The organism is Paenibacillus sp. P5_B5 (assembly GCF_056400365.1).
In genome coordinates, this window is sequence record NZ_JBFULK010000015.1 from 18037 (window position 1) to 31576 (window position 13540).

General features: G+C 44.6%; 14 protein-coding genes. All 14 read left to right on the forward strand.

Annotation, left to right across the window (positions count from 1 at the left end; translation table 11 throughout):
• Position 1: 1 nt before the first annotated feature.
• Complete coding sequence (locus AC1DOK_RS18500; RefSeq protein WP_477555794.1) at positions 2-1936, forward strand: TOMM precursor leader peptide-binding protein; 1935 nt, start codon at positions 2-4, stop codon at positions 1934-1936.
• Between the two features lie 17 nt (positions 1937-1953).
• Positions 1954-3537 (forward strand): SagB family peptide dehydrogenase, encoded by a 1584-nt coding sequence (locus AC1DOK_RS18505; RefSeq protein WP_477555795.1) that lies wholly within the window; start codon positions 1954-1956, stop codon positions 3535-3537.
• 382 nt (positions 3538-3919) lie between these two features.
• Entirely contained in the window at positions 3920-4525 is a 606-nt protein-coding gene (locus AC1DOK_RS18510) for a DedA family protein (protein WP_477555921.1), read from the forward strand.
• 148 nt (positions 4526-4673) lie between these two features.
• Positions 4674-5348: a response regulator transcription factor gene (locus AC1DOK_RS18515; RefSeq protein WP_477555796.1), complete on the forward strand. Its 675-nt coding sequence runs from the start codon at positions 4674-4676 to the stop codon at positions 5346-5348.
• Positions 5345-6751 carry a HAMP domain-containing sensor histidine kinase gene (locus AC1DOK_RS18520; RefSeq protein ID WP_477555797.1) on the forward strand — a complete coding sequence of 469 codons (1407 nt, stop codon included), beginning with the start codon at positions 5345-5347 and terminating at the stop codon, positions 6749-6751. The genes AC1DOK_RS18515 and AC1DOK_RS18520 overlap by 4 nt, the downstream gene beginning before the upstream one ends.
• A 101-nt stretch (positions 6752-6852) precedes the next feature.
• Positions 6853-7446: an undecaprenyl-diphosphatase gene (locus tag AC1DOK_RS18525; RefSeq protein WP_477555798.1), complete on the forward strand. Its 594-nt coding sequence runs from the start codon at positions 6853-6855 to the stop codon at positions 7444-7446.
• A 24-nt stretch (positions 7447-7470) separates the two neighbouring features.
• Positions 7471-8013, forward strand: a complete 543-nt coding sequence (locus AC1DOK_RS18530; RefSeq protein ID WP_477555799.1) for a dihydrofolate reductase family protein — start codon at positions 7471-7473, stop codon at positions 8011-8013.
• A 138-nt stretch (positions 8014-8151) separates the two neighbouring features.
• Positions 8152-8685, forward strand: coding sequence for a GNAT family N-acetyltransferase (locus tag AC1DOK_RS18535; protein ID WP_477555800.1), 534 nt, complete (start codon positions 8152-8154; stop codon positions 8683-8685).
• Between the two features lie 158 nt (positions 8686-8843).
• Positions 8844-9305 (forward strand): putative iron-sulfur cluster-binding metallochaperone, encoded by a 462-nt coding sequence (locus AC1DOK_RS18540; protein ID WP_477555801.1) that lies wholly within the window; start codon positions 8844-8846, stop codon positions 9303-9305.
• 11 nt (positions 9306-9316) lie between these two features.
• Positions 9317-9625 (forward strand): hypothetical protein, encoded by a 309-nt coding sequence (locus tag AC1DOK_RS18545; RefSeq protein WP_477555802.1) that lies wholly within the window; start codon positions 9317-9319, stop codon positions 9623-9625.
• Between the two features lie 257 nt (positions 9626-9882).
• The gene (locus tag AC1DOK_RS18550; RefSeq protein ID WP_477555803.1) at positions 9883-11253 is read left to right on the forward strand and encodes an acyclic terpene utilization AtuA family protein; all 1371 of its coding nucleotides are present in this window, start codon (positions 9883-9885) and stop codon (positions 11251-11253) included.
• A complete protein-coding gene (locus AC1DOK_RS18555) occupies positions 11250-11606 on the forward strand; it encodes an AtuA-related protein (RefSeq protein ID WP_477555804.1) in 357 nt (118 codons plus the stop codon). Before AC1DOK_RS18550 ends, AC1DOK_RS18555 begins: the two co-directional genes overlap by 4 nt.
• Entirely contained in the window at positions 11606-12745 is a 1140-nt protein-coding gene (locus tag AC1DOK_RS18560) for an acyl-CoA dehydrogenase (protein ID WP_477555922.1), read from the forward strand. Before AC1DOK_RS18555 ends, AC1DOK_RS18560 begins: the two co-directional genes overlap by 1 nt.
• An 11-nt stretch (positions 12746-12756) precedes the next feature.
• Positions 12757-13539 carry an enoyl-CoA hydratase gene (locus AC1DOK_RS18565; protein WP_477555805.1) on the forward strand — a complete coding sequence of 261 codons (783 nt, stop codon included), beginning with the start codon at positions 12757-12759 and terminating at the stop codon, positions 13537-13539.
• The last annotated feature ends 1 nt before the right edge of the window (position 13540 follow it).

Here is a 13540-nt window from a genome sequence, read left to right on the forward strand (position 1 = left end):
GGTGAGCGCAGTTGTCGCGATTGTAGGGGGAGGGGTGTTGGCTGACTGCGTAAAGGATGAATTATCAGGCCAATACGAAGTTGTTTGTCAAACTGATTTCGATAGGGGAGTACCGGAATCGGCGAAGTTAATTTTGGTACTGCATGATGCCTGGAACCCTGATATCTATCAAACAGCAGAGAAGATTATCCAGCGGGCCGGTATGCCCTGGCTTCGCGGCTTTGTTTCTTTTGGTGAAGGTGTTATCGGTCCACTGGTTGAACCGGGTACGCAAGGGTGTTCTGAGTGTGCCGACAGCCGTCGTCTAATGGCGATGGGCGACCGACAGGAGATACGGAAGCTACAGCTGGCGACCCGGAAAATCATGAGCGATGCATGGGCATCCCGTACGGGGCTTAGGCAAATGGCTCACTTACTTTCGGAAGAAGCAGGGATGGTGCTGCAAGGCAGGTCAGCGAGGACGAAAGATCATTTATTTATAATCAACTTAAATACGTTGGAGAGCACGCGTCACTTCTTTATTCCGGATTCGTTGTGTCCGGTTTGTAGCCGATTGCCGGACGATTCCATGGAAACAGCCCGGATCGAGCTGCAATCAAGACCGAAAATTAATACGGACAGCTACCGTACCCGATCACTTGATGACATGAAGACAAATCTGATCCACGACTATCTGGATTCCCGTACAGGTATCTTGAATGGGAAAATGGCGGATCTCGTTTCGCCATTTGCGGACGCGAGCGTAAATTTGCCGCTGTTCAATGAGGATGTTGGCACGGCGGGACGGACGCATTCCTATGCAGTGAGCGAGTTGACCGCTATTTTGGAGGGCATGGAACGGTACAGCAGTATGGTGCCTCGAGGCAAACGGACGGTCGTTCGCGGTAGTTATCGTGATTTGCAGGATCAAGCCCTTGATCCCTTCAAGGTAGGAATACACACGAAGGATCAATATGCCCGCCCAGGTTTTCCGTTTAAGCCGTTTGATATTGACCACTCAATCAATTGGGTATGGGGCTATTCGTTTTATCAAGAGCGTCCGATTCTCGTTCCAGAGCAGCTAGGGTTTTATAGCATGGGTGCCGAGTATCGATTCGCGTTTGAATCATCCAACGGATGCGCGCTTGGAGGAAGCTTGGAAGAAGCTATTTTTTACGGGTTATTGGAAGTGGTGGAGCGCGACTCGTTTCTGATGACTTGGTATGCCAAGCTTCCTCTCCCGCGTCTTGATCTATCATCCGCTCATGATCAAGAATTGCAGTTGATGATTGATCGTTTACGTGCCGTTGCGGGATTCGATGTGCATTTCTTCAATGCGACAATGGAACATGGAATTCCGAGCGTTTGGGGGATCGCGAAAAACAGAAAACAATCAGGAGTAAATCTAATATGTGCGGCCGGTGCGCACCCAGATCCGATCCGTGCGATAAAAGGTGCGATGCATGAATTGTCTGGCATGGTGCTCAATTTCGACAAGAAACTGGAGGAGAATAGGGAACGCATTGTTCGCATGTTCAACGATTCTTCCCTGTTGTACCAAATGGAAGACCATTCATTGCTGTACGGATTGCCGCAAGCTGAAGAACGTCTGCAATTTTTGCTTGATGAAAGCCGATTGCCACGCACAATTGACGAGGAGTTCAAGCGGAATCCGGTGAATTCGGATTTAACAGATGATCTGAAGGATATTTTGCAGACATTCCGCCGATTAAACCTGGAAGTAATCGTGGTGGATTTAACGGCACCGGAAATTATTCGCAATGGACTCTATTGCGTAAAAGTACTAATTCCGGGGTTGCTACCGATGACTTTCGGACATCACTATACACGTGTGACAGGGCTAGAAAGAGTGCTCAGGGTACCTATGGAACTTGGGTATGTGAAGCAGCCGCTGACCGTTGATCAGCTCAATCCATATCCGCATCCATTTCCATAAGGCGAGGGGAGAAGGCGATGAGTCTTGAGTTATTCTTGCATCAACTGCACTTTGACGTTGACAAAACTAAACCACCCGACTTAGCAGTGGACTGGGAGGACGGACCGCTTGCATATAAGCTTTACCGAGGCGTGCCTGCGGTACCGTTATCTCCTGAAATTCCGCTGACGCTTGAAGGCGTGAGAACTCCTACAATGCCAGACCTTCGCATAATCGGACACTTTCTCTGGTACGTATTTGGGCTCACGCAATTGTCCCAGTCCGTCTTCGCCTCGATTACGAGTGAACCATCGAAGGGTTTGCTGCAAATGTATCGGCGGTATGCTCCCTCCGGAGGAGCATTGTATCCCAGTGAATGCTATATGTATCTGAAAATAGAAGGTTTACCTAAGGGGATCTACCATTACGATGCGGCGCATCACCGACTAATGCTGCTTCGCGAAGGCCAATTCGATTCCTATCTAACCCGGGCTCTTGGCAGCCGATGCGATTTGTCGGCTTGTTTTGGCGTTGTGTTTGTTTCGACGATGTTTTGGAAGAATTTTTTTAAATACAATTATTTTTCCTATCGTCTGCAAGGGCTGGATGCCGGTGTATTGATCGGGCAGCTCTTGGAAGTGGCTAAACGGTTCGGTTATACGCCCGGTGTGTTTTTTCGGTTTCTTGATCGTGCGGTTAACCATCTGCTCGGACTCACTGATCAAGAAGAGAGCGTATACGCGGTTATTCCACTGTCGTTGGAGCCGACAACCTATTGGTTTGACGACCGGAAGAAAGAAGACGAAACAGTTACTGCCACCAATTTATTACGCGAGATACCATCCATCCACCATGAACACTACGTTCGCTCTCGGCGAGTTAGAGAGTTTCCATTGCTTATCCAAATGAATGAAGCATCCTTGATCGAGTCGCTTCAGTCATTGCCGCGCCGAATCGGGAGTGAGAAGATCGTTGATTGTGAGGAACTGACGGTGGCTCTACCAAGCGTGCAGCGGTTGTCATATGATTTAGCATTGATTTGCCGAAAACGGTATTCGCCGGACAGAGACTTCGTTATGAGCAAGGTGAGTCAGAGACAACTGGCTGAAATGCTGCAAGAGGCGACGGCTTCCTTTGTGTACGCCAATGATGTGGATGGAATAGAGAATAACTCCGCGCCTCGTGTCTCGCTTTATGTCTGCGTTCATAACGTTGAAGACATACCTGACGGCGCTTACCATTACGACAGTTACAGTCACACGCTCAGGAGGGTGCGTCGCGGAGATCATCGGTCCATGTTGCAGCTTGGTATGTCTGTGGATAATGTGAACCTCTACCAGGTTCCGCTTTGCTTTCATGTGGCGGGGAGCATGGATCATCTCATACCTACTCTGGGTTACAGAGGATACCGCATTCAACAGATGGAGGCTGGCATGCTCGTGCAACGGCTGTTGCTCTCGGCTTCCGCGATCGGAATGGGGGGACATCCGCTTCTTGGATATGAAGCTAAATTGAGTGACGAGATCTATAAAATGCCTGGGCGAGGAATAACGAGCTTAATCCAAATTCCGGTTGGATCCTATCGTCCCGGCGCTAGATTGGAAGGAGGCTTGCATGGTTAGAGAGGGCGGCAGAACCTACCGAACCTACCGAACCTATCAGATGCAAATGTTAAAATAGATCACCACGAGGCTGCCATAGAGTTGAATGGCAGCTTCGCTGCGTTAACGGGCAGTAATTTGCGAAGGCTCCTGGAGCTTTCGCATATTTAGAAATAAGAATTTTAGAATCAAAAAAACTTGATTGGTATAAGCCTTTCAAGTTTTTTGCTTTCCGCTTACCCCCAGTTCTCGGGCCACCCAGCAATCCCGATAAGAAGTAACTCTCATTAATTTCTCATTATTTATTGTTATAGTTGGGATGTGGAAAGTAACCTGAGGAACTAATTGGTTCTAATGTGTTCTTTGCGCAGAAATAAATAAAGAGGTGGTTTAGTTGCATCAGATGATTGAATGGATCTCTGCTAATACCACAGCATTGGTCGCAAGTTACGGTGTCTTGGGAATCTTCATAGGTATGTTACTAGAAAGTGCTTGCATCCCAATTCCTAGCGAAGTCATTATGCTATTCGGTGGTTTTTTTGTTCAAAAAGGATCATTTAATTATTTCGAGGTTGTTAGTGCAGGTGTGTTAGGCAATTTAGTTGGATCTATCCTGATTTATTGGCTAGGAGCAACTAGTGCAAGAACTATTATAGAAAAATATGGGAAATATGTGTGGGTTCGGCCCGAACATATTAATAAAGCCGAGAAATGGTTTATCCGATATGGTGAATATGCAGCTTTTTTCGGACGAAATTTACCCTTGATTCGTACCTTCATATCGCTACCAGCAGGTATTGCAAGAATGAATTTCACCCGTTTCGTTCTCTTTACATTTCTCGGATGCTTACCATGGAATATGGCCTTAACCTATTTTGGTTATAAGCTAGGGCAAAATTGGAATCAAGTAGAGTCATACATCCGACCATTTAGCTATGGAATAGCACTCATACTTGTGGTACTTTTCGTTAGACACTTTTATAAAATAGTTCGCAATCATTTTCTTTAACTAACTTTCCCCAGGTCTATGGGGTTTTTGCATAGAAAAACATCCCGAGCTTCAAACTAGGTGTAGACGCATTTATGGGGAAATTTCTCATTATTTTATCATCTATTTAACTTATAGTTAGGAAATTAATGAATCGAGGGGGATGTCTATGAAACGGATATTGCTCATTGAAGATGAAAAAAACCTAGTTCGATTTATTCAACTGGAGCTGGAACATGAATTTTTTGAAGTACAGGCTGCTTATGATGGTAAAACAGGACTGGAATTAGCACTTCAAGATAATTGGGACTTAATATTACTTGATATTATGCTGCCAGTACTTAATGGCATTGAGGTATGCCACCGGATACGTGCGGCCAAAAAAACCCCGATCTTGATGTTGACAGCTAGAGATAGTATTATTGATCGTGTATCTGGCTTAGATAGCGGAGCTGATGATTATATGCCCAAGCCTTTTGCTATTGAAGAATTATTAGCTCGAATAAGGGCTATTTTTCGTCGTATAGAACTAGAAGGAAACGCCCCGCATGCCATGCTTACTTTTCAGAATATTATTGTCGATATAGATGCCCGAATTGTTTACAAGGACAAGCAAATTGTTGAACTTACGAAACGCGAGTTCGATCTATTAGTTATGTTTATGAAAAACCACCATCTTGTACTGACTCGTGATATGCTTTTGGATCAAGTTTGGGGATATGATTCATTAGTGGAGACAAATGTTGTTGATGTCTATGTCAGATACTTGCGTAACAAATTAGATCCTAACGGTGAAAATAGCTGTATTCAAACTGTACGAGGAATAGGCTACGTGATGAGATGATAGAACGTCTAACTCTTTTTATGCGACGTCTGCCTATCAAGTGGAAGCTCATGTTAGGAGCTGCTGCGCTAATCTTTCTGATATTTTCAACCTATAATTTTGCCCAATATTTAGTTCTTAAGCAATGGATGATGAACCAGGAGAAAGATAAGATTCAAGTCAATATGACGCAGCTTCAAGACTATTTTCAGGAAAAATTAAACAGGGCGGATGCCTTGCAGATTGTCGAAAGTCGGCCATACATAGAGAAGGTAATTGGGAAAAACCAATTAATACGCATCATTGGTAAAGAGGGAGAATCTCTCCTGACGGTTTCAAACCATTTTGATGAAAGCTGGGTTACACCGAAGTCGGTGACAGCATCCGAGCTATTCGATACTACCCATGAGCGAGACCATATTCTCATATACAGGAGTCCATTAATAGCGGCTTCATTTGTTGGAACCATAGAATTAGCAAGTAACTTGGAAACATTTGATCATTTCAGTGAGACGCTGTTATGGGTCATGTTAATTGGTGGTGGATTGGCTGTTTTCATAAGTGGAATCAGTGGTTTGGCTCTTGCTCGGCAGTTCATGCGTCCGATTCGCGCACTGGCATCAACCATTCGAAGCGTAAAAGAGAAAGGGCTCACGGAGCGTGTTAGTCATGTAGAAAACGGTGATGAATTATCTAGTTTAGCAAAGTTATTCAATGATTTGATGAATCAACTAGAAATTTCCTTTCGTCAACAAAAGCAGTTTGTTGAAGATGCTTCACATGAACTTCGGACACCCATAACCATATTGGATGGACATTTGTCTCTCTTAAATCGTTGGGGTAAATCGGATCCTGCAGTTCTCGATGAATCTTTGTCAGCATCGCTTCAAGAGGTTAGGCGTTTGAAAGGTATCGTTCAAGAACTTCTGACATTAACGAAAGTAGAGTCTCAACTTACAAATGAAAATAGAAAATCAATCCAACTAGAGCCCTTAATCCATGAGACTCTAAAAAGATTTGAAGCCCTCAATCCTGATTTTTCATTTTGTGCGAAATTGGAGAAAATTAGAGATGTTGTCATATCTATAAGCCCGCTACATATGGAGCAAATTCTCCTTATCGTTCTGGATAACGCTATTAAATACACTATTCAGGATAAACGGATCTTCATTGAGGGAGAAGGATTAAAAAATGAGGTTCAGATAACAATAGTAGATCATGGAGTTGGAATCCCCGAAGCGGATTTACCATATGTGTTTGATAGGTTCTATCGTGTGGATAAGGCAAGAAACCATGAAATAGCAGGTACAGGACTTGGGTTATCCATTGCTCAGCAGCTTGTGAATAATTATCAGGGGGAAATAACCATCCAAAGTCAGGAGAACGTTGGGACAACTGTAAACATTAAGTTACCCATTAGTTAAGTTCTTCAATAATGGATTTCTCATTTTTTTCTCATTTTCATCAAGTAAAATTATTTTACATGCCATGTTAAGGCATCTAATTTAAATAAAGGATGATGAAAATGAGCTTTTCTGAGTTGGATTATCAGTGGTTTCAAATGATTAATGAACTAGGACATACATTATCTGTTTTAAATCCCATTATGAGTTTGTTTGCTTCTTATGCTGAGTATGTGTTTTACATCGGAATTGTAATTTATTGGTTTACAAGGCATGAAATCAAACGCCGAATGGTTGCAGAATCACTCATCTCTGCCTGTGCGGCATTAGTATGCAGCGGAATTATAGGGCATTTCTTCTACCGAGATCGCCCTTTCGTGACACATACGGTTCTTCAACTGATTGCACACCCGGCTAATGCCTCATTTCCAAGTGACCATGCGATTGGGGCTTTTGCAATTGCTACTTCCATCTGGATATTCCGTAGAAAAGACGGAATGGTTTGGCTTGCTTTAGCAGCTTGTATTGCTTTCTCAAGAGTTTGGACTGGGGTTCATTATCCATCTGATGTCTTAGCAGGAGCAGTAATCGGAATAGCTGCATCGGTAGCCGTACATCAATTATTTACGCGTTTTCCAATAGCGCTAAAATGCTTAAACCAGGTTATCAATTGGTATGAAGTTTTGGAGTGCAAAATATGGATCAAGCAAAAATAAATAAAGCGAAGGAGAAGAATTAATATGAGAAAGGTTGTCGTTTCGGAGTTTGTATCTTTGGATGGCGTCATGGAGGAACCGCGCTGGACGTTTCAGTTCAACAGCGAGGAACAGGAGAAGTTCAAGTACGACGAACTTAAAGCGAGCGATGCTCTGTTGCTGGGACGCGTAACGTATGACGGATTTGCAGCCGCTTGGCCGAACATGATCGAACAGGCAGGAGAATACGGTCAGTGGATGAACGAATATCCCAAATATGTAGTGTCCAGTACCCTGGATCAGGTAGAATGGAACAATTCAAGCCTGATCCAGGGTGATCTCGTAGAGGAAATCGACAACCTAAAAAAGCAACCGGGCAAAGACATTCTGGTTTTTGGTAGTTGTTCTCTCGTACGGACGCTTATGAAGCTCGGTTTGATCGACGAATATCGACTAATGGTGTTCCCTGTCGTTCTAGGCAGTGGAAAACGCCTCTTCGAAGATGGGATTGATAATACCGTGTTAAAATTGGTAGATACGAAGACGTTCGACTCGGGTGTCGTTGTGCTCACTTACCAAAAAGCTTAAAAAAACCTATCCGTCCATCGCGGTTCAAGAAAACGTCAAGTTTGTGGATACCGGTAATATCGTCAGCTCCGCAGGAGTTCTGCCGGTATTCATATGGCGTTTCATGTAGTGTGTAGGAATAGTATTCGGAGGTAATTGATGTTAAGTGTGAAGTATAGAAAATTAGCAATTGAAGAGTGTGAACTAATAAATGATATGAATCCATCACAATACATAAAAAATGCATGGAGAGAAGTGGATGGAAAACGCCAGTTAGTCGAAATTAATTATCAAGATTCTGATTGGGCTAATGGTTACGAACACCATTTCAATAGTTTGAAAGCTACTATTTTAAGTGAAGGTGAAGCGGTAGGTGCTTTTGATGAAAATAACAAATTAATAGGTTTTGCAACAATAAATCGTGAGTTCTTTGGTGAAAATTATAATTACGTTTTATTAGACCAATTATTTATTTCATTAGAGCATAGAAATCAAGGTATTGGCAAAAAGCTATTCTTGATAATCGCAGAAATAGCGAAAGAGTGGCAAGCAGATAAATTATATATTTGTGCTGGTTCTGCCGAGGAGACAGTTGCATTTTATTTTGCCATTGGCTGTAAAGAGTTGGTAGAAATAAATAAGAAACTATACGAAAATGACCCTAGGGATTATCAATTAGAGTTTCTGCTTTAATAGGGCGCATATATCGTTTATTGGGCTAACGGAGAACGATAGTGCAAAGACAACAGGCTGCCGATAACATTGGCAGCCTGTTCAGTTAACGGACAGTTTAATTCAATAAGGAATGGTATAATTTCCTTATAAGGTCAATTGAAAGGGAGCGCTTAATCATGAGCGATTGTTGTAATACAAAAGAGCAAATTTCTGAAATGAGCGATTCTGGAACCTGTCCAGCTTGCATGGTACTGGGAAAAAAAGTGAAACCTCTTACTATAAAGTCCATGCTAAAACCAGCTGCATTATCGTCTTTGTATGCTGATTTAACTCATTATTTTTGTTCAACAAGTAATTGTAACGTGGTGTATTTTGATACAAATAAAAAAACCTATTCCTTATCAGACGTCAAGGTTCCTGTACACCAAAAAGACACTACTTGTACTGTACCTGTTTGCTATTGTTTTGATTGGACAAAAGAAAAAATTATCCAATCCGTTGAAAAGGAACTTAAGCCTAGTCCGATTGATCATATTCGTGAAAACATCAAAGAGAATCGATGTGGTTGTGAAGTAAACAATCCTCAAGGTAGTTGTTGTTTAGGGAATGTGACCAAGTTTATGAATCAGTTATCGTAGGAGGCATCTCAATGAGTCAACGCTATCGAATTACAAGAGCATTTCAGGAAAATGCCAATTCGGCACAAACTATATCTTTGGAAGAGTGCAAACAGTATTTCACGTCCAAACCGGATTTTTCCTATACATCAGTTTTTACGGTGACAGGCTCTACCAGCATGTCCATCGAGGGAGATTTTTTTATGTGGAACTACGACGAAACTAAGATCCCATTCAGGCATTATCAGGGAGATATATACGTATCCGGCACCAATGAAGCAGTGATTCCCATAATGATTGAGGTTGCGAGCGAATTAGGGGCGGATGTGCTGGAAGAGTAATCAATACGGCAGATACAGCATTATAATCTAATGGAGAATGTTAATGTAGGAGCTTGCTATTAGGCAGCTCCTTTTTGTTTTATTGATTTATCGGGTGAATCAATTTCATAACTATAACTGATCGATAACAAATGAAACCCCGTTCGGTAGTCGCTTAACGTGTAAACTATTTATAAGGATGTTTCAATCGAATAGGACAAGTTTCAAACCCATATATTGTTACAGGCAAGACCGAATAACGATCCTTGGGGGATACAATGAAAACGATTCGTATTGGGGCAGGGCAAGGTTTTTATGGGGATACCCTTATACCTGCAATCGAAACAGCTAAGAGAGGGGACATTCAGTACCTCTGTTTTGACAGTCTGGCTGAGTTGACGCTTGCAATTTTGCAAAAGGACAGGCAAAAAGATCCGTCAAGGGGGTATGCAGCAGATATTCCGCAGGCCATGCGAAAGCTGCTTCCCTATGTACAAGAAAAGGGTTTCAAGCTGTTGACTAATGCCGGAGGTATGAATCCGCTAGGCGCGAAGCAGGAAGTCATGCGTATCGCTGGAGAGCTCGGCTTGGTAGGGCTGAAGGTAGCAGTTGTAACGGGCGATGACGTGCTGGAGCGTTTAGATGGATGGAGGCAGCAAGGGATCACGCTTACGCATCTGGAAGATGGTAGAAGCTTCAATCTCGTTGCAGACCGTATCATGTTTGCCAACGCTTATCTGGGGATTGGCCCGATTGTAGAAGCGCTTAGTCAGGGGGCTGACATCGTCATAACAGGTCGGACGACCGACTCCGCTCTGTTCCTAGCTCCGCTCGTCTATGAATTCGGTTGGCAGCATGATGACTGGGATCGTTTGGGGCAGGGCATACTCATGGGCCATTTATTGGAATGCTCCGGGCAGGCGACAGGTGGAAATTTCAGTGGTGATTGGCGATCGATCGATGATTTAGACCGCATTGGCTTTCCAGTGGCGGAAGTTCGCGAGGATGGGGAATTCGTTCTGACGAAGACGGAAGGAACGGGAGGCCTCGTATCTGTGGATACAGTCAAGGAGCAATTGCTTTATGAAATCCATGATCCTTCTGCCTATATGACTCCAGATGTCGTACTTGATCTGCAGCAAGTACAACTCACAAACATCGGGCCAAATCGGGTGCACGTAACTGGTGCTTGTGGAACGAAACGTCCTGATACAATGAAAGTTGTGATGGGCTATGCGGACGGCTGGCTTGGGCAAGGAATATGCGGATATTCATGGCCTGATGCTTTGGCAAAGGCACAAGCAGCAGATAGAATTATTTGCAAACAAATAGAGCGAATCGGGCTTAAGGCTGACGATATTCAAACGGACTATCTCGGTTACAATTCCCTGCACGGACCGCTCGCGCAAGAGCCAGCTCAAGAGATGAACGAAGTGTATTTGCGACTTGCGATACGTACGGGCAGTAAGGAGGAGGCCGCCAAGCTAGGCAGACTGTTTCCTCCGCTCATGCTGAACGGTCCACCTTCAATGGGCGGATTTCTGGGGATGATGAAGCCACGTGAGCTTCTTGGCATGTGGTCATGCCTTGTGCCTCGTGAATTCGTTGAATGCGGAATAAACGTAACGGTTTCGGAGGTGCGGCTATGACCCAGGTACAGCTCCGGCATCTGGTGCAAGCGCGTTCAGGCGATAAAGGCAACACGGTAAATATCGCCATGTTTGCGCCAAATGAACGCTTATATGAAGTGTTGCTTAAGGAAGTGACTGCGGAGAAGGTAAAAGCGCATTTTATCGGATTGGTGAATGGTGAAGTGACTCGTTATACATTGCCTAATCTGTATGCGATGAATTTTGTGTGCAAGCAGGCCTTAGGCGGTGGAGGCTCGGCAACATTGCGAATGGATAATCTCGGAAAATGTTTCGCATCTAATTTAATGCGTATGGAAATCGAAATTGAAGATGACGTTTATCTCCGTTTACAAAGGAAGGTTGTGGAGTGATGCATTTCGATTTAACAACGGAACAGACGATGATCCGAAATTTGATCCGCGATTTCGCGGACGCCGAGGTTGCACCGGGAGCGATTGACAGGGATCGAACAGGTACGTTCCCTAAGGAAATCTGCGAGAAATTAGGCAAGCTTGGGCTTATGGGGCTACCATTTCCGGAATTGTATGGAGGCGGAGGAGCGGATACGATCAGTTTTGCGATCGTTGTGGAGGAACTGAGCCGGGTATGCGCATCCACGGGGATTACCTACTCCGCTCATATTTCTTTAGGTGGCGGGCCGCTTCATTTGTTTGGCACCCATGAGCAAAAGACCGCCTACTTAACGCAGATATGTAGTAGCGAATCGCTAGGCGCCTTCGCGCTCACTGAGCCTAACGCAGGATCGGATGCGGGTGGAACGCGAACAACAGCTGTACTAAGTGGAGAAGAATGGGTCATTAATGGCAATAAATGTTTTATTACGAATGCCAGCTACGCCCGTCATCTCGTACTTACCGCAGTAACGGATAGTTCAAAAGGAACAAGTGGTATTAGCGCTTTTATTGTGCCGACGGATTCACCCGGTTTTACTGTGCTGAACCGGTACGAGAAAATGGGGTTGCATGCCTCTAACACGACTGAACTAGTGCTCGAAGATGTACGCGTACCTAAACAAAACCTACTCGGCACGCTCGGCAATGGTTACAAGCAGTTTTTGGCCACGTTGGACGGAGGACGAATCGGTATAGGCGCGATGGCTGTTGGAATCGCTCAGGGAGCTTTCGAGAAATCGCTCGAATACGCCAAAGAACGTAAACAGTTTGGACGCAGCTTATCGACGTTTCAGGCAATTCAGTTCAAGCTTGCGGATATGGCGATGTATATCGAAATCGCCCGTAACATGGTTTATAAGGCGGCATGGCTCAAAGACCAGGGCAGATCATTCAAGAAGGAAGCGGCAATGGTGAAGCTATTTGCTACGGAAATGTGCATGAAGGTTTGCGACCAAGCTGTTCAGATCCATGGCGGCTATGGTTATATGCGGGAGTACGAAGTTGAGCGGTTTTTCCGTGATGCGAAGCTGCTGGAAATAGGCGAGGGCACTTCGGAGATTCAGCGAATGGTGATTGCAAGTCAAATTGGATGTTAGGCGGTTTAAGCATGGACAATACAATTACGGTTTCAAATAACAGTCAAGGGATCGCTATTGTAATGCTGAATCGCCCCCAAGCCGCCAATTCATTATCCAGACAGATGCTGCTTGAACTGCAAGAAGTAATTTCAAAATGCAAGTCTGACATGTCCGTGCGCTGCGTAATTCTCATCGGAGCAGGAGATACGGCATTCTGTGCAGGAGCCGACTTAAAGGAACGAATGGGAATGAGCGAGACGGAAGTATATGCTGCCGTTGCGCTCATTCGTGATACAATCAACCAAATAGAATCGCTTCCGAAGCCGGTCATTGCAGCAATTAATGGTGTGGCATTTGGTGGCGGCTTGGAATTGGCGCTTGCCTGTGATCTTCGGATTGCAGCGCAGACGGCCAAGCTCGGTCTTACGGAAACATCACTTGGCATTATTCCTGGTGCTGGCGGTACACAGCGTCTCCCGAGGCTTGTTGGCATAGGGCGGGCAAAAGAGCTGATTTATACGGCGCGTAGAATTGAAGCCGAAGAGGCGCTGCGCATCGGTCTCGTGGAATATATCGTGCCTGCCGAGACCTTGCTAGATAAAGCGCTGCATATAGCCGAACAGATCGCGCGTAATGCGCCGATTGCAGTTAGCCAGGCTAAAATCGCCATTGATAATGGATTCGGCAGGGACATGATAACTGGACTTGCCCTTGAACAACAGGCATATGAGGTTACAATCCCAACCAAAGATCGTCTGGAAGGATTGCGAGCATTTCAGGAGAAACGACATCCGGTATTCAAAGGGGAGTAAA